The following is a 14215-nucleotide window of genomic DNA, read 5'->3' as shown; positions in this document are numbered from 1 at the left end:
TATCACCCAAGGATGGGGCTTGAAGGATTGGGGGTAACCTGCGCCATTTATCCGCGCTTTTATACCACTGCTAACAGTAACTGCCGTTGAAATATTAGCCACCCTCATTTTTCTTTTTTTTATATAAGTGTTAAGGCCTATATGATAGGCCTTTTGTATTTGAGTTAGATGAGGAAGATAAAGAGTACCTCAATACTTTTGACGACATCCCAAAAAAAATCAATTACATTTTACAAGTTGGTTTCTTTAGGATCTCGCAATATTTTTTTAGTTTCACGTTCCAAGGAATCAGGCAAGATACCTGGTATGTTATTAAAACTTATTTTCCATCAGCATAAAATCGTTAGGCCATCCTATACCACATTGCAAGAAGTGGTTTCTCAAGCCTTGAACAAAGAAAAAAATAGATTAAGTAATAAGATATACACTCTAATAGATAAACCGTTCAGGGAACTGTTGGCCAATTTTCTGGAAAAGGATGATCTATTTTATCAATTGACGACTATAAAAAAAGATCAAAAGGATTTTACCACTGCCGAGATAAATGCCTCTGTAAAAAATCATCAATTTTTATCTGCGATCTATCAAAGATCCATCGAAGTTATTAAAGAACTGGGGATTTCAGAGCAAAATATCATGCATTATGCGGAGTTAGCGGTGTACATCACATGTTACGGCTTACGCGCTATGAAACAAAAGAATTTATCCAGATTATATCTCATGTGCTACGCTCACCAACGTTATTTAAAAATCAGTGATCACTTGGTTGCCAGCTGTGTTCACAAAATAAATTACTTTATGGGGAAGGCCGAAGAGCACCAGGCACAAGCGATTTGTGATGCTAAAGACGATGACAAAGATCAACGTCATGCTGCCGCTGCGATTTTATCACTGGTAAACAATAAGAAGGTTGCAGATTATGAAATAAGGGGGTTCTTCGCAGGAAGGTGCCAAAGCGCAAACCCGATATTATGAAAATTGAAGACGTTCATAAAGCATGGACATCAGGTAAACCAGCGCATGTAGAATTCAGAAATACTTAAATCTACTCAAATAAAAAACCCGCTAAAAAGCGGGTTTTTTATAAAATATCAATAAATGATATTTCAATAATTACTCAGCAACTGGTCTGTCTAACAGTTCAACAATTGCCATTGGTGCGTTATCACCATCTCTAAATCCACATTTGATAATGCGAACATAACCACCAGGACGCTTTTCAAAACGAGGACCTAAGTCAGTGAATAATTTACCTACCGCCGATTTTGATCTTAAAATATCAAACGCATGACGACGTGTAGCCACTGAATCAACTTTACTTACAGTAATTAATGGCTCAATATAACGTCTTAAGTCTTTAGCTTTAGGCAGAGTCGTTTTAATTAACTCATGCTCAATTAAAGAATTACACATATTTGAGAACATCGCCTTACGATGACTACTTGTGCGGCCAAAATTACGGCCAGAATTACGATGACGCATAACAAAAACTCCTAAACATTACTCGCCAAGACTTGCTGGCGGCCAATTCTCAAGTTTCATACCCAGCGATAATGAACGTGAAGCTAAAACGTCCTTAATTTCAGTTAAAGATTTCTTACCTAGATTAGGAGTCTTTAATAATTCATTTTCAGTACGTTGTACCAAATCGCCAATATAATGAATATTTTCTGCTTTTAAACAGTTAGCAGAACGAACAGTTAACTCTAAATCATCTACAGAACGTAATAGAATTGGATCAAAATCATTGCGTTCTTTATTATCAGAGCGAGACTCTTCAAACTTCATATCAACAAATGCATGAAGTTGTCTCTGAAGGATGCTTGCGGAAATACGAATCGATTCTTCAGCATCAATTGTACCATTAGTTTCTAATTCAATAGTTAGCTTATCTAAGTCAGTACGGTTTTCAACACGCGCACTATCAACGTAGTAAGCAACTTTTTTAACAGGTGAGAAACTATTGTCAATTTTAAGTTTACCAACAGATTTTCTTTCCACTTCATCATCAAAATGTTTAATGAAGGAATCCGTACTATGGAATCCAATTCCTCTTTCAACTTTCAATGTCATGTTTAATTTGCCTTTTTCGTTCAAATTAGCAATGACAAGCTCAGGGTTCACAACTTCAACACCATGAGACAGTTGAATATCACCTGCAGTAACTTGGCAGGGGCCTTGCTTATTAAGAGTTACTATAGCCTCTTCACCTATTGTTAATTTAATTGCAACCAATTTTAGGTTAAGCAGTAAATCAACAACATCTTCCTGAACACCCTCAATAGTGCTGTATTCATGAAGAACACCTTCTATTGAAGCTTCAGTGATCGCGCTTCCAGGCATAGATGATAGTAATATACGTCTCAAAGCATTGCCGAGGGTATGACCAAAGCCACGCTCCAAAGGCTCTAAAACTATTTTAGCTTTATAAGGCGATTCAGCCTGAACCTTAAGAACATTAGGTGTCAGCATTTCATTGATTTCAGTATACATTCAGCTATTTCTCCGAGCTTACTTAGAGTAAAGTTCTACAACAAGGTTTACGTTGTAGTCTGAAGATAAGTCAGTTAACGTTGGTGCTGTAGCGAAAGTACCTTTAAACGCAGCAGAATCTACAGTAATCCAATCGCAAGGAGCTCTTTGTTCAGACAGAGCTAAAGCCGCTTGAATACGTGCTTGACCTTTTGCCTTTTGGCGAACAGTAACCACATCTCCAGACTTAACTAAAAATGACGGTACGTTAACAACTTGGTCATTAACCAATATCGCTTTATGCGCAACTAATTGTCTTGCTTCAGCACGTGTGGTCGCAAAACCCATGCGATAAACAACGTTATCCAGACGTCGTTCAAGCAGAGACATCAGATTTTCGCCCGTTGACCCTTTCATGCGCGCAGCCATTTTATAATAACCACGGAATTGCTTCTCAAGAACACCATACAGTCTTCTAATTTTTTGCTTTTCTCTAAGCTGAATTCCATAACCACTTAAACGTGGCTTCTTATCACCGTGCTGTCCTGGTAATTTTTCAGATTTACATTTGGACTTATGATCACGAACGCCACTTTTCAGTAATAAATCACAGCCTTCACGACGTGATAATTTACATTTTGGACCAAGATATCTAGCCATTAAATTACTCCTAAAGTCTTACACACGACGTTTTTTAGGTGGCTTACACCCGTTATGAGGGATACCAGTAACATCGGTTATTTCAACGATTTTAATGTCCTGATCTATAATTTCACGAATCGTGGATTCTCTACCAGGACCAGGGCCACGTACAAATACAGCCACAGATTTTATACCATATTCTTTTGCAGCAGCGGCAGCACGCTCAGTTGCAACTTTTGCAGCATAAGGTGTACTTTTTCTTGAGCCTCTAAAGCCAGAACCACCGGCTGTTGCCCAACTTAATGCATTACCTTGTCGATCAGTAAAGGTAACAATTGTATTGTTAAAAGACGCGTGGATGTGAACGATGCCGTCAGATACGACACGCTTTGCCTTTTTACGTACTTTCTGTTGCTTTGACTTAGTTATTGCCATCTTTCTTTCCTACATGAAAAATCAATTAGTAGTGCCTTTTCTGCGACCTTTACGAGTACGAGCATTAGTTTTCGTACGTTGTCCTCGCAAGGGCAAGCCTCTTCTGTGTCTTAACCCGCGATAACATCCAAGATCCATAAGGCGCTTAATGTTCATTGTCACAACACGGCGCAAATCACCTTCTACAGTAATTTTCGCGATTTCAGTTCTCAAAGACTCCAACTGAGCATCTGACAACTGTGAAACTTTAGTTGAAGGTTCGATACCTACTGTGGAACATAATTTTAAGGATGTAGTTTTACCGATACCATATATAGCTGTTAAAGCAATCACAACATGCTTGTGATCAGGTATGTTTACTCCTGCAATACGAGCCATTAACTTCTCCGAACGTTATTTTGTTCTGTCGAAAGGGACAGAAGAATACTATTTTTATAAAAATAAATCAAGCAGATCTTAACCCTGCTTTTGCTTATGTCGGGCATCTTTACAAATTACTCGTATAATGCCACTTCTTTTAATAATTTTGCAATTGCGACAAATTCGCTTTACAGATGCTCTTACTTTCATTCTTAACTCCGATAAAAATCATAGTAGACCAGGTAACTTAGTACCTTTAAAATTAGCCTTTTTCATTAAAGAATCGTATTGCTGAGTCATTAAATGGGCTTGTACTTGGGCTACAAAATCCATAATAACAACTACAATAATCAGCAACGAAGTTCCTCCAAAATAAAAAGGGACATGCCACGTATACATTAAAATCTGAGGCAACAAACACACTAAAACTAAATATATAGCACCGATTAAGGTCAAACGGGTCATCACTGCATCGATGTATTTAGTTGTTTGCTCACCGGGTCTAATTCCTGGGATATAAGCACCAGATTTCTTTAAGTTTTCTGCAGTATCTTTGGGGTTAAAAACAAGAGCTGCATAAAAGAACGCAAAAAACAAAATAGCAATTGCATAAACAATTAAGTACAAAGGCTGGCCAGGTGATAAAGCCATTCCAACATCAGATAACCATCCCAAACCTTTAGTATGGGAAAAGAACTGAGCTAGTGTTGCTGGTAGTAATATGATACTGGATGCAAAAATAGGAGGAATTACACCAGACATATTAATTTTTAAAGGTAAATGGCTAGTTTGAGCGGCATATACCTTTCTACCCTGCGTCCTTTGTGCATAGTTAACTCTAATTCGTCTTTGAGCTCGCTCCATAAACACTACAAAGCCTGTAACTACCACTACAATTACAGCAACAACAATTAGAGTGAGGGCTTGCATCTGTCCTTCTTTTACTTGTTGAAGAACTGAAGCAATTGCCGTTGGCATACTTGAAACAATCCCTGAGAAAATAATCAGAGAAATGCCATTACCAACACCCTTCTCAGTTATCTGCTCACCTAACCACATTAAAAACATGGTACCCGTGACCAATGTAACTACGGCTGTAAAATAGAATGAAGCATCAGGTTGCAATGCAATTTGCTGTCCTGCTAACCACCGCGCCATACCTAAGGACTGAAATATAGACAGTACCAAAGTTAAATATCGTGTGTACTGATTTATCTTTCTACGCCCAGACTCGCCTTCTTTCTTTAATTGTTCCAGTTTGGGTGAAACAACAGTAAAAAGCTGGATAATAATGGAAGCAGAAATATACGGCATAATACCGATAGCAAATACGGTAACACGCGATAAAGCGCCACCAGAAAACATATTAAACAAGCCAAAGATTGTATTTTGTTGTTCATTAAAGAAATTAGCTAAACGGGCCGGATCCAAACCAGGAACTGGAATGTGGGCTCCTAAACGATAAACTAATATTCCAAGAATAACAAACATCAGTCTTGATTTTAGTTCAGCCAATCCACCACGAGATTGGCTACCATTATGTTTTTGGTTTTTCATAGTCACTCTTCTATGCTGCCACCTAGACCTTCAATGGCTGAACGAGCGCCTTTAGTGACCCTTAAACCTTTCAGTTTGATGGCTTTAGTTAATTCACCGGATAAAATAACCTTTACATCTTTAATTGAACCGTTAATCAGTCTTTCTTTACGTAAGACATCTAAGTCAATTACGTCAACTGTTAACTTTTCAAGTTCACTTAAACACACTTGATCAACTGTTCTACCAACACGAGATTTAAAGCCCATTTTTGGCAAACGTCTTTGAATTGGCATTTGACCGCCTTCAAAATTAATCTTATGGAATCCGCCTGCTCTAGCCTTTTGACCTTTATGACCTTTACCACTAGTTTTACCTAGTCCTGATCCAATACCACGGCCTAGACGTTTTTTAGGACGTCGAGAGCCTGGATCTGGTGATAGTGAATTTAAATTCATTACACACTCTCCTCAACGAGCAATAAGTAATCGACCATATTAATAAGGCCACGAATTGCTGGAGTATCATTATGAAACACACATGAGTTTGTTTTACCTAAACCCAATTGCTTTACAATCGAAATATGCTTTGGTTTTCTACCAATGGTACTTTTAACCAAAGTAATTTTAAGTTTCTTTTCCATAATTAGCCCGCCATAACTTCTTCAACAGTTTTACCACGCTTGGCCGCAACATAATCTGGAGTACCGATGTTCATTAAAGCACCGATTGTTGCACGTACGATATTGCTTGGATTGGTAGAACCAATGCTCTTCGCTAATATGTTTTGTACGCCGAGAACTTCCAGCACTGCACGCATTGCGCCACCAGCAATAATCCCGGTACCTTCGCTAGCTGGCTTCATGAATACTTTAGAAGCACCATAGCTCCAGGTAATTTCGTGGAAAATAGTTGAACCAGAAAGTGGAATATAAACCATGTTTTTCTTAGCTTGTTCCATTGCCTTTTGAATTGCAATAGGAACTTCACGAGCCTTACCACGGCCAAAGCCTACTCTACCTTTTCCGTCGCCAACAACAACGAGAACTGCAAAGCCAAATACACGTCCACCTTTAACAACTTTCGCTGTACGGTTTACCGCGACTAGCTTCTCTGTATAACCATCTGATTTTGGTGATTCTTCGAATGCCATAATCGTTCCTTAAAAATCTAACCCAGCTTCGCGAGCACCTTCTGCAAGGGCTTTCACTCTGCCATGATACTTGTAACCAGCACGATCAAATGCAACCTGAGTAACACCTTTTTCACTAGCACGCTTGCCAAGTAACTTACCTACTAAGTTCGCTTGCTCTACTTTGCATTTGCCGGTCAAACTGGCTCTCAATTCTTTATCAACAGTTGAACAAGATGCCAACACTCTATCTCCTTGCTTATCTGCTTGGATAATTTGAGAATAGATATGCACACCGCTTCTATGTACAACTAAACGTGCTCTGCCTGACTTACGAATCAGGGCTTTTGCTTTTAAACCACGTCTTGCGCGTGAATTGTGCTTATTCATAACTTAGACCCTATTTCTTCTTCGCTTCTTTACGAGCAATTTGCTCACCAGCATACTTAACACCTTTACCTTTATAAGGCTCTGGTGGTCTAAATGCTCTAATTTCAGAAGCAGCCTGTCCTAGAATTTGCTTATCAACACCTTTAAGTACAATAACTGTATTACTAGGAGTCTCAGCTGAAACACCTTTAGGCAATTCATACTCTACTGGGTGAGAAAAACCTAGAGATAAACTAACAGTCTTATCTTTAGCTTGCGCTCTATAACCTACACCAACTAATTCTAGAGTTATCACAAAACCTTGTGTAACACCATGAACCATATTGCTTACTAAGGCTCTAGCAGTACCTGCTTGTGCCCAAGCTTTAGAATCATTCGCTGCTGGTGCAAACTCAATAAGGTTATCTGCATTTTTAGTAATTTTTACTAACTTATTAATCTTTTGTGTCAATGAACCTTTTGGCCCTTTTACCGTAATCTCACCAGCAGTAATTGTTACTTCAACACCAGCTGGTTGTGCTACAGGGGCTTTTGCTACTCTAGACATATCATTCCCCTCAAGTATTAAGCCACTTCACAAATGACTTCGCCACCAACGCCTTTCAGCTTCGCAGATACATGAGTCATTATGCCTTTAGATGTGGATAATATTGCCACGCCAAATCCAGGAATCGAAGTTAGATCTTTATAAGATTTATAAACTCGTAATCCAGGTCTACTAATTCTTTTAATAAGTTCAATAACTGGCTTACCATGGTAATACTTCAGTTTAATCGTCATTATTTTAAGATTGTTCTCTAGTGCTTCTACAAAGAAATCTTGAATATAACCTTCTTCTTTCAAAACACGAGCAATTTCTTCTTTCAATCGAGAAGAAGTTAATGTTACTTGCTGATGTCTAGCCTGTTGACCATTTCTAATTCTGGTCAGCATATCAGCAACAGGATCATGCATACTCACAATCGTTCTCCAAAAAATTTACCAACTGGACTTTCTGCCGCCTGGTACGTTGCCAACCATTAATTGCTGTCTTAAACAAATTCTGCAAAGACCGAATTTACGATATACCCCATGTGGACGACCACATGATTGACATCTTTTTTTATGGCGAACAGGGTTAGAATTAACAGGTAATTTCGCTAATTTAGCCTGACTATCCATAATCACCTGAAAATCATCGGATGATTTGATCAGGATTTTCAATTCGTTTCTGCGCTGGCTGTATTTGTTTACAAGCTTGGCACGTTTTAACTCTCGCATAAGCATTGATTTCTTAGCCACAATATCACCCTTCTATTTTTTATCTCTATCTTTCAATGGAAGATTAAACGCTTCTAATAAAGCTTTAGCTTCTTCGTTTGTTTTAGCAGTTGTGGTGATACAAATATCTAGCCCACGAATGCCATCTGTTTTATCGTAATCAATTTCAGGGAATACGATTTGCTCATGTAAACCCATACTGTAGTTACCAGTACCATCAAAAGACTTAGGATTTAGGCCACGAAAATCTCTTACACGAGGTAGAGTTATAGAAACCAATCGATCTAAGAACTCAAACATGCGTTGACGACGAAGCGTAACTTTGCATCCGATCGGCCAACCTTCTCTGATTTTGAAACCAGCTATAGATTTTCTAGCTTTAGTAACAACAGGCTTTTGTCCAGCAATTAAAGTCATGTCTTCGATTGCGTGGTTCATTACTTTTTTATCACCAACAGCTTCGCCAACACCCATATTTAAGGTGATTTTAACTAGCTTTGGAACTTCCATAACACTGGAATAATTAAACCGATTCATCATCATAGGGATGATTTCTTTTTGATAAAAATCATTAAGTCTTGTCATTTCAATCCCCTAATTAAACACGGTCAATTATTTCATTGTCAGATTTAAAGTATCTAACCTTAGAACTGACACCGTTGCTTTCAATAAACTTGAAGCCAACTTTATCAGCTTTCTTAGTGTTAGGATTATAATGAGCAACATTTGATACATGAAGTGCAGCTTCAATAGCCACAATACCGCCTTTGTTTTCGGGTTTTTGTGGGTTAGCTTTAACATGTTTCATAACCATGTTTCCGCCTTCGACAACAACACGATCTTCTGCAACTCGTAGGACTTTACCTACATGACCTTTACTTTTACCGGCGATTATAATAACTATGTCGCCTGTCTTAATACGTTTCATATCTAATCCTTCTCACAAAACTTCTGCAGCCAGAGATATTATTTTCATAAATCTCTCTCGTAGCTCGCGAGTAACGGGGCCAAATATACGAGTACCGATTGGCTCGTTTTGGTTGTTTAAAAGTACTGCAGCGTTGCCATCAAAACGGATCAACGAACCATCATCTCTGCGAACACCTTGAGCTGTTCTAACAACAACAGCCTTCATTACAGCACCTTTTTTTACTTTACTTCTAGGTATTGCGTCTTTAACACTCACTTTGATTACATCACCAACACGCGCATAGCGTCTGTGCGATCCACCAAGTACCTTAATACACATTACCTTACGTGCTCCGCTGTTATCAGCAACATCGAGCACAGTCTGCATTTGGATCATTTTATTACTCCAGCTCTGATTTAGACCAGAAAAAGGTTGCTGATTATATCAGGCCTTTTAGGGTTTTAAAAGTATATCAACGAAGTTGATTAAGAAATTACTTCAACTAATACCCAGCTTTTTGTTTTAGAGAGTGGTCTTGACTCACGGATCTTCACAGTATTACCAATTTTACATACTTGATTTTCGTCGTGAGCATGTACTTTGGATCTACGCTTCATAATTTTGCCATACTTAGGATGTTTTACTGAACGCTCAATCATCACAACTATAGTTTTATCCATTTTGTCGCTAACTACTTTTCCAACCATTGTTCTGGCGTTTGATTCATTAGTAGACATATTACTTACCTGCCTTTTCAGTCAAAATTGTTTTAACTTTGGCTACTGACTTACGCACCACAGTAATAAGGTGAGTTTTATCCAGTGAACCACTTGCTTTTTTCATTCGTAAATTTAATTGTTCTTTACGTAATGAGAGCAATTCATCATTCAATTCTTCAACTGACAAATTACGTAACTCTTGAACAGTTTTCATTACATCACCTTCCTTTCTTCAAACATAACTTTGAAAGGAAGTTTTGCTTTAGCTAGATCAAAAGCTTCCATCGCAAGCTCTCTAGATACACCTTCCATTTCAAATAGAACCTTACCAGGTTGTATTTGAGCAACCCAATATTCTACGCTACCTTTACCTTTACCTTGACGAACTTCTAAAGGCTTTTGAGTAATAGGTTTGTCAGGGAATACTCTAATCCAAATTTTACCACCACGCTTAATATGACGAGTCATTGCACGACGTGCAGCTTCGATTTGACGAGCAGTAAGACGGCCTCTTTCCAGGGCCTTCATACCGAACTCACCAAAACTTATATTGCTACCACGTAAGGCCAAACCTCTGTTACGGCCTTTCATTTGCTTGCGGTGTTTTGTACGCTTTGGTTGTAACATGATTCTTAATCCTCAATCACTAGGCGTTGTCAGCAGATCTTTTCTTTTGAGGGATAACTTCGCCCTTAAAGATCCAGACTTTTACACCAATAATACCGTAGGTAGTTTTAGACTCTGCTGTACCGTAATCAATATCAGCTCTGAATGTGTGTAATGGGACACGACCTTCGCGATACCATTCACTACGAGCGATTTCAGCACCACCCAGTCTTCCACTCACGCAAATCTTAATACCTTTTGCACCAGCTTTAAGTGCAGAAGTAACAGCACGTTTCATTGCACGACGGAACATAACACGTTGTTCCAACTGTTGTGCGATACTTTCTGCTACCAAGGTAGAATCCAGCTCAGGTTTTTTAATTTCTTCGATGTTTAAATGTACAGGTACACCTAATTTTCCAGAAATTTCATTACGCAAAGTTTCAATACCGCCGCCTTTCTTACCAATGATAACACCAGGACGTGCAGTTTGAATTGTAACTACAGCATTATTAGCTGGACGCTCGATTAGAATTTTACTTACAGCAGCAGCCATAAGCTTCTTCTTAAGTTCAGCACGTAAGTTAATATCCTGAATTAAAAACTCAGCATATCTTTTACCAGCAAACCATTTAGAATTCCAATCTTTAATAATTCCAAGGCGTATGCCTATAGGGTTAACTTTTTGTCCCATTGCTATTCCTCGTCAGACACTTTAATCGTGATATGGCAGGTGCGTTTACAAATTCTGTTTGCACGACCTTTAGCTCTGGGACTAATGCGTTTTAAAGTAGCCGCTTCATCAACGCAGACCATACCTACTTTTAGATCATCAATATCTGCTCCGTTATTGTTTTCAGCGTTAGCAATTGCTGATTCCAATAATTTAAGCATTAATTGAGCACCTTTTTTGGGCGTGAACTTGAGGACATCAAGTGCACTTGATACTTTCATATTACGTATCATATCGGCTACCAATCTGCCCTTCTGAGCGGATAAGGGAGCACCTTTCAACTTAGCTGTAACTTCCATCATATCCTCTTACTTGCCTTTAGCCTTTCTGTCACCAGAGTGGCCTTTGAATGTACGAGTCATGGCAAACTCACCTAATTTATGACCGACCATATTGTCTGTGATAAAAACAGGAATATGTTCTTTCCCGTTATGAACAGCAATTGTTAAATCAATCATTTCAGGAACGATTGTTGAACGGCGAGACCAAGTCTTAATTGGTTTCTTGGAGTTGCTTTTAACTGCAGCCATTACTTTGCCGATCAGATGTTGGTCAATAAATGGACCTTTTCTTATAGAACGAGCCACTTGATATCCTCTCTAATTATTTCTTCTTACGTCTTCTGACAATGAAGCCATCTGTACGCTTATTACTTCTGGTCTTATAACCTTTAGTAGGTACACCCCAAGGAGATACTGGGTGACGTCCACCAGAAGTACGGCCTTCACCACCACCATGTGGATGGTCAACTGGGTTCATCGCAACCCCACGTACTGTTGGACGAATACCTCTCCAACGCTTAGCACCTGCTTTACCTAATGAACGTAAGCTGTGTTCACTATTGCTTACTTCACCAACTACTGCACGGCATAATACGTGAATCTTACGCATTTCACCTGAACGCAATCTTAAAGTCGCGTAAATACCTTCTTTAGCAACTAACTGACCGCTAGCACCAGCACTTCTGAGAATTTGAGCGCCTTTACCTGCCTTCATTTCAACACAGTGAATCGTGCTACCAACCGGCATGTTTTTCAGAGGCAAACAGTTACCTATGCTAATAGGAGCATCTGCACCACTTACAACAACATCACCAACCTTTAAGTTTGCTGGAGCAATAATATAACGTCTTTCACCGTCTTTATAAACGATTAAAGCGATTAAAGCAGTTCTGTTTGGATCATACTCGATACGCTCAACACGACCTTCAATACCATCTTTATTACGTTTGAAGTCAATAATACGGTATTGATTACGCTGGCCACCACCGATATGTCTTACAGTGATTCGACCATTGTTGTTACGTCCGCCAGTTTTTTTTAGCTTCTCAATTAAAGCAGCATGTGGACGTCCTTTATGGATGTTTTTATGAACCACACGCAATTCGCCACGTTTACCGGGCGATGTAGGTTTAGATTTTAATAGTGCCATCTTAATCTGCCTTATTCGGTAGCTGTAAAGTCAATATCTTGATCAGCATGAAGAGTTACAAATGCTTTTTTCCAGTCGCTACGCTTACCAGCTGTTTGCTTAAAGCGTTTTGATTTTCCCTTCACGTTGATAACAGATACATTTTTAACTTTAACGTTAAATACATGCTCTACCGCCATTTTAATTTCATTCTTAGTTGCGGTTTTCAATACTCTGAAAGTGAACTGTTTTAGCTTGTCGGCTAAAACAGTTGCTTTTTCAGACGTATGTGGTTCACGGAGAACCATCAACAATCTTTCAGCATTCATTGTAACTGTTCCTCAATTTTTTTAATTGCAGCTTCTGTAACAACAACTTTCTGAAACTTGAGCAAAGAAACAGGATCTAAAGTCGCAACGTCACAGATATCGAAGTCAATTAAATTTCTTGACCCGAAGTATTCATTCTCACCAACTTCACTCATTACAATTAGAGCGTTGTTAATGTCCAACTGGTTCATTTTTGCAACGAAGTCTTTAGTTTTTTTACTTTCACAATGAAAATCACTAACGACAACTAAGTTCCCAGTACGGCAAAGTTCGGAGATTATACTACGTAATGCGCGTTTGTACATTTTTTTATTAATTTTTTGCGAATAATCTCGCTTTTTGGATGCGAAGGTCACGCCACCGCTTCTCCAAATTGGGCTTCGTATCGTACCAGCACGTGCACGACCTGTTCCCTTTTGGTTCCAAGGTTTTTTACCACCACCTCTAACTTCTGAACGAGTTTTTTGTGCGCTATTACCACTACGAGCATTATTCATGTAGGTTACAACAGCTTGGTGTATTAAACCTTCATTGTATGCGTAGGCAAAAACATCTTGGTTCAGACTTAATTTTGTTTTCTTATCTATAGTAGTAATTTCCATCACTCACCTCGTGCTTGCTTTTTAGCTGCAGGCTTAATCTCTACTCGTGAACCAGGAGCACCAGGAATAGCGCCTTTGATTAACAGAAGATTTCTTTCAGCATCTACGCGCACAAGTTCAAGGCTTTGAACTGTACAACGAACATTACCCATATGGCCTGCCATTTTTTTACCTTTGAACACACGACCTGGAGTTTGGTTTTGACCAATAGAACCAGGAACACGATGCGATCTGGAGTTACCATGAGTAGCATCTTGTGTTCTGAAGTTGTAGCGCTTAACAGTACCAGCAAAACCTTTACCTTTAGAAGTACCTGAAACGTCTACAAATTGTCCTGCAGTGAAAATATCTGCAACAGACAATACTTGACCTGAAGCAAATTGATCTTCAGCGTCGAGTCTGAACTCTACTTGCATATCGCCAGCTTCAACTTGAGCTTTAGCAAAATGCCCAGTTTGAGCTTTATTTACTTTACTCGCTTTTTTAGAACCACCAGTTATTTGAATAGCTGAGTAGCCATCAATATCGTTGGTTTTAATTTGAGTAACTCTATTAGGGTGAACTTCAACAACAGAAACAGGTACTGAAACCCCTTCTGGTGTGAAGACCCGAGTCATACCGATTTTACGGCCTAATAAACCGATCATCATTGTAACACCTCTTTAATATCCTTCACCCTA

Annotated in this window: 28 protein-coding genes; 1 reads left to right on the top strand and 27 read right to left on the bottom strand. The window is 38.9% G+C overall.

Features of this window, described 5'->3' with window-relative positions:
* Window positions 1–306 precede the first annotated feature (306 nt).
* Window positions 307–975, top strand: a complete 669-nt coding sequence (locus tag ACQY7T_RS00235) for a hypothetical protein (protein ID WP_428410728.1) — start codon at window positions 307–309, stop codon at window positions 973–975.
* A gap of 138 nt (window positions 976–1113) precedes the next feature.
* Here ACQY7T_RS00235 and rplQ read toward each other — a convergent pair whose 3' ends face one another.
* From rplQ to rplC, 27 genes are all read right to left on the bottom strand, one after another.
* Window positions 1114–1482, bottom strand: coding sequence for a 50S ribosomal protein L17 (gene rplQ / locus ACQY7T_RS00230; RefSeq protein WP_428410727.1), 369 nt, complete (start codon window positions 1480–1482; stop codon window positions 1114–1116).
* 18 nt (window positions 1483–1500) lie between these two features.
* Window positions 1501–2493: a DNA-directed RNA polymerase subunit alpha gene (locus tag ACQY7T_RS00225; RefSeq protein ID WP_428410726.1), complete on the bottom strand. Its 993-nt coding sequence runs from the start codon at window positions 2491–2493 to the stop codon at window positions 1501–1503.
* A gap of 18 nt (window positions 2494–2511) precedes the next feature.
* The gene (gene rpsD, locus ACQY7T_RS00220; RefSeq protein WP_428410725.1) at window positions 2512–3132 is read right to left on the bottom strand and encodes a 30S ribosomal protein S4; all 621 of its coding nucleotides are present in this window, start codon (window positions 3130–3132) and stop codon (window positions 2512–2514) included.
* 18 nt (window positions 3133–3150) lie between these two features.
* A complete protein-coding gene (gene rpsK / locus ACQY7T_RS00215) occupies window positions 3151–3549 on the bottom strand; it encodes a 30S ribosomal protein S11 (RefSeq protein WP_058533024.1) in 399 nt (132 codons plus the stop codon).
* A gap of 21 nt (window positions 3550–3570) precedes the next feature.
* Complete coding sequence (rpsM, locus tag ACQY7T_RS00210) at window positions 3571–3927, bottom strand: 30S ribosomal protein S13 (RefSeq protein ID WP_058533023.1); 357 nt, start codon at window positions 3925–3927, stop codon at window positions 3571–3573.
* Window positions 3928–4005: 78 nt separating this feature from the next.
* Entirely contained in the window at window positions 4006–4119 is a 114-nt protein-coding gene (gene rpmJ, locus ACQY7T_RS00205) for a 50S ribosomal protein L36 (RefSeq protein ID WP_078061441.1), read from the bottom strand.
* Window positions 4120–4137: 18 nt separating this feature from the next.
* Window positions 4138–5466, bottom strand: coding sequence for a preprotein translocase subunit SecY (gene secY / locus ACQY7T_RS00200; protein ID WP_428410724.1), 1329 nt, complete (start codon window positions 5464–5466; stop codon window positions 4138–4140).
* A 2-nt stretch (window positions 5467–5468) separates the two neighbouring features.
* Complete coding sequence (gene rplO, locus ACQY7T_RS00195) at window positions 5469–5903, bottom strand: 50S ribosomal protein L15 (protein ID WP_428410723.1); 435 nt, start codon at window positions 5901–5903, stop codon at window positions 5469–5471.
* On the bottom strand, window positions 5903–6088 hold the full coding sequence (gene rpmD, locus ACQY7T_RS00190) for a 50S ribosomal protein L30 (RefSeq protein ID WP_058533020.1): 186 nt from the start codon (window positions 6086–6088) through the stop codon (window positions 5903–5905). Before rpmD ends, rplO begins: the two co-directional genes overlap by 1 nt.
* A 2-nt stretch (window positions 6089–6090) precedes the next feature.
* The gene (rpsE, locus tag ACQY7T_RS00185) at window positions 6091–6597 is read right to left on the bottom strand and encodes a 30S ribosomal protein S5 (RefSeq protein WP_058533019.1); all 507 of its coding nucleotides are present in this window, start codon (window positions 6595–6597) and stop codon (window positions 6091–6093) included.
* Window positions 6598–6606: 9 nt separating this feature from the next.
* Entirely contained in the window at window positions 6607–6966 is a 360-nt protein-coding gene (gene rplR, locus ACQY7T_RS00180; RefSeq protein ID WP_428410722.1) for a 50S ribosomal protein L18, read from the bottom strand.
* A gap of 10 nt (window positions 6967–6976) precedes the next feature.
* Window positions 6977–7513, bottom strand: a complete 537-nt coding sequence (gene rplF / locus ACQY7T_RS00175) for a 50S ribosomal protein L6 (RefSeq protein ID WP_428410721.1) — start codon at window positions 7511–7513, stop codon at window positions 6977–6979.
* A 17-nt stretch (window positions 7514–7530) separates the two neighbouring features.
* On the bottom strand, window positions 7531–7920 hold the full coding sequence (gene rpsH, locus ACQY7T_RS00170) for a 30S ribosomal protein S8 (RefSeq protein WP_428410730.1): 390 nt from the start codon (window positions 7918–7920) through the stop codon (window positions 7531–7533).
* A 24-nt stretch (window positions 7921–7944) separates the two neighbouring features.
* Window positions 7945–8247 carry a 30S ribosomal protein S14 gene (rpsN, locus tag ACQY7T_RS00165; RefSeq protein ID WP_058533015.1) on the bottom strand — a complete coding sequence of 101 codons (303 nt, stop codon included), beginning with the start codon at window positions 8245–8247 and terminating at the stop codon, window positions 7945–7947.
* Window positions 8248–8259: 12 nt separating this feature from the next.
* On the bottom strand, window positions 8260–8811 hold the full coding sequence (rplE, locus tag ACQY7T_RS00160; RefSeq protein WP_428410720.1) for a 50S ribosomal protein L5: 552 nt from the start codon (window positions 8809–8811) through the stop codon (window positions 8260–8262).
* 13 nt (window positions 8812–8824) lie between these two features.
* Window positions 8825–9154: a 50S ribosomal protein L24 gene (rplX, locus tag ACQY7T_RS00155; RefSeq protein ID WP_428410719.1), complete on the bottom strand. Its 330-nt coding sequence runs from the start codon at window positions 9152–9154 to the stop codon at window positions 8825–8827.
* A 12-nt stretch (window positions 9155–9166) separates the two neighbouring features.
* Window positions 9167–9532, bottom strand: coding sequence for a 50S ribosomal protein L14 (gene rplN, locus ACQY7T_RS00150; RefSeq protein ID WP_347573600.1), 366 nt, complete (start codon window positions 9530–9532; stop codon window positions 9167–9169).
* Window positions 9533–9621: 89 nt separating this feature from the next.
* Window positions 9622–9873 carry a 30S ribosomal protein S17 gene (gene rpsQ, locus ACQY7T_RS00145; RefSeq protein WP_428410718.1) on the bottom strand — a complete coding sequence of 84 codons (252 nt, stop codon included), beginning with the start codon at window positions 9871–9873 and terminating at the stop codon, window positions 9622–9624.
* A gap of 1 nt (window position 9874) precedes the next feature.
* Window positions 9875–10069, bottom strand: a complete 195-nt coding sequence (gene rpmC / locus ACQY7T_RS00140) for a 50S ribosomal protein L29 (protein WP_428410717.1) — start codon at window positions 10067–10069, stop codon at window positions 9875–9877.
* On the bottom strand, window positions 10069–10482 hold the full coding sequence (rplP, locus tag ACQY7T_RS00135; RefSeq protein ID WP_058533009.1) for a 50S ribosomal protein L16: 414 nt from the start codon (window positions 10480–10482) through the stop codon (window positions 10069–10071). The genes rpmC and rplP overlap by 1 nt, the downstream gene beginning before the upstream one ends.
* 19 nt (window positions 10483–10501) lie before the next feature.
* Window positions 10502–11155, bottom strand: coding sequence for a 30S ribosomal protein S3 (gene rpsC, locus ACQY7T_RS00130; protein ID WP_428410716.1), 654 nt, complete (start codon window positions 11153–11155; stop codon window positions 10502–10504).
* 2 nt (window positions 11156–11157) lie between these two features.
* Window positions 11158–11493, bottom strand: a complete 336-nt coding sequence (gene rplV, locus ACQY7T_RS00125; RefSeq protein ID WP_400187897.1) for a 50S ribosomal protein L22 — start codon at window positions 11491–11493, stop codon at window positions 11158–11160.
* A gap of 9 nt (window positions 11494–11502) precedes the next feature.
* Window positions 11503–11781: a 30S ribosomal protein S19 gene (gene rpsS, locus ACQY7T_RS00120; protein WP_347573598.1), complete on the bottom strand. Its 279-nt coding sequence runs from the start codon at window positions 11779–11781 to the stop codon at window positions 11503–11505.
* Between the two features lie 16 nt (window positions 11782–11797).
* Entirely contained in the window at window positions 11798–12625 is an 828-nt protein-coding gene (rplB, locus tag ACQY7T_RS00115) for a 50S ribosomal protein L2 (protein WP_428410715.1), read from the bottom strand.
* Window positions 12626–12636: 11 nt separating this feature from the next.
* The gene (gene rplW, locus ACQY7T_RS00110) at window positions 12637–12933 is read right to left on the bottom strand and encodes a 50S ribosomal protein L23 (RefSeq protein WP_133136787.1); all 297 of its coding nucleotides are present in this window, start codon (window positions 12931–12933) and stop codon (window positions 12637–12639) included.
* Window positions 12930–13535: a 50S ribosomal protein L4 gene (gene rplD, locus ACQY7T_RS00105; RefSeq protein ID WP_428410714.1), complete on the bottom strand. Its 606-nt coding sequence runs from the start codon at window positions 13533–13535 to the stop codon at window positions 12930–12932. The genes rplW and rplD overlap by 4 nt, the downstream gene beginning before the upstream one ends.
* Window positions 13535–14185: a 50S ribosomal protein L3 gene (gene rplC, locus ACQY7T_RS00100; RefSeq protein WP_428410713.1), complete on the bottom strand. Its 651-nt coding sequence runs from the start codon at window positions 14183–14185 to the stop codon at window positions 13535–13537. Before rplC ends, rplD begins: the two co-directional genes overlap by 1 nt.
* Window positions 14186–14215: the final 30 nt, after the last annotated feature.

This window comes from Legionella sp. (assembly GCF_965140895.1).
Classification (GTDB): domain Bacteria; phylum Pseudomonadota; class Gammaproteobacteria; order Legionellales; family Legionellaceae; genus Legionella.
This window is presented reverse-complemented; position numbering and strand designations above follow the sequence as displayed.

Excerpts from the sequence above, each read along its gene's own strand:
- ACQY7T_RS00235 (WP_428410728.1), top strand. The coding sequence starts at position 307 with ATGTTATTAAAACTTATTTTCCATCAGCATAAAATCGTTAGGCCATCC.
- rplQ (WP_428410727.1), bottom strand. The coding sequence starts at position 1,482 with ATGCGTCATCGTAATTCTGGCCGTAATTTTGGCCGCACAAGTAGTCAT.
- ACQY7T_RS00225 (WP_428410726.1), bottom strand. The coding sequence starts at position 2,493 with ATGTATACTGAAATCAATGAAATGCTGACACCTAATGTTCTTAAGGTT.
- rpsD (WP_428410725.1), bottom strand. The coding sequence starts at position 3,132 with ATGGCTAGATATCTTGGTCCAAAATGTAAATTATCACGTCGTGAAGGC.
- rpsK (WP_058533024.1), bottom strand. The coding sequence starts at position 3,549 with ATGGCAATAACTAAGTCAAAGCAACAGAAAGTACGTAAAAAGGCAAAG.
- rpsM (WP_058533023.1), bottom strand. The coding sequence starts at position 3,927 with ATGGCTCGTATTGCAGGAGTAAACATACCTGATCACAAGCATGTTGTG.
- rpmJ (WP_078061441.1), bottom strand. The coding sequence starts at position 4,119 with ATGAAAGTAAGAGCATCTGTAAAGCGAATTTGTCGCAATTGCAAAATT.
- secY (WP_428410724.1), bottom strand. The coding sequence starts at position 5,466 with ATGAAAAACCAAAAACATAATGGTAGCCAATCTCGTGGTGGATTGGCT.
- rplO (WP_428410723.1), bottom strand. The coding sequence starts at position 5,903 with ATGAATTTAAATTCACTATCACCAGATCCAGGCTCTCGACGTCCTAAA.
- rpmD (WP_058533020.1), bottom strand. The coding sequence starts at position 6,088 with ATGGAAAAGAAACTTAAAATTACTTTGGTTAAAAGTACCATTGGTAGA.
- rpsE (WP_058533019.1), bottom strand. The coding sequence starts at position 6,597 with ATGGCATTCGAAGAATCACCAAAATCAGATGGTTATACAGAGAAGCTA.
- rplR (WP_428410722.1), bottom strand. The coding sequence starts at position 6,966 with ATGAATAAGCACAATTCACGCGCAAGACGTGGTTTAAAAGCAAAAGCC.
- rplF (WP_428410721.1), bottom strand. The coding sequence starts at position 7,513 with ATGTCTAGAGTAGCAAAAGCCCCTGTAGCACAACCAGCTGGTGTTGAA.
- rpsH (WP_428410730.1), bottom strand. The coding sequence starts at position 7,920 with ATGCATGATCCTGTTGCTGATATGCTGACCAGAATTAGAAATGGTCAA.
- rplE (WP_428410720.1), bottom strand. The coding sequence starts at position 8,811 with ATGACAAGACTTAATGATTTTTATCAAAAAGAAATCATCCCTATGATG.
- rplX (WP_428410719.1), bottom strand. The coding sequence starts at position 9,154 with ATGAAACGTATTAAGACAGGCGACATAGTTATTATAATCGCCGGTAAA.
- rplN (WP_347573600.1), bottom strand. The coding sequence starts at position 9,532 with ATGATCCAAATGCAGACTGTGCTCGATGTTGCTGATAACAGCGGAGCA.
- rpsQ (WP_428410718.1), bottom strand. The coding sequence starts at position 9,873 with ATGTCTACTAATGAATCAAACGCCAGAACAATGGTTGGAAAAGTAGTT.
- rpmC (WP_428410717.1), bottom strand. The coding sequence starts at position 10,069 with ATGAAAACTGTTCAAGAGTTACGTAATTTGTCAGTTGAAGAATTGAAT.
- rplP (WP_058533009.1), bottom strand. The coding sequence starts at position 10,482 with ATGTTACAACCAAAGCGTACAAAACACCGCAAGCAAATGAAAGGCCGT.
- rpsC (WP_428410716.1), bottom strand. The coding sequence starts at position 11,155 with ATGGGACAAAAAGTTAACCCTATAGGCATACGCCTTGGAATTATTAAA.
- rplV (WP_400187897.1), bottom strand. The coding sequence starts at position 11,493 with ATGGAAGTTACAGCTAAGTTGAAAGGTGCTCCCTTATCCGCTCAGAAG.
- rplB (WP_428410715.1), bottom strand. The coding sequence starts at position 12,625 with ATGGCACTATTAAAATCTAAACCTACATCGCCCGGTAAACGTGGCGAA.
- rplW (WP_133136787.1), bottom strand. The coding sequence starts at position 12,933 with ATGAATGCTGAAAGATTGTTGATGGTTCTCCGTGAACCACATACGTCT.
- rplD (WP_428410714.1), bottom strand. The coding sequence starts at position 13,535 with ATGGAAATTACTACTATAGATAAGAAAACAAAATTAAGTCTGAACCAA.
- rplC (WP_428410713.1), bottom strand. The coding sequence starts at position 14,185 with ATGATGATCGGTTTATTAGGCCGTAAAATCGGTATGACTCGGGTCTTC.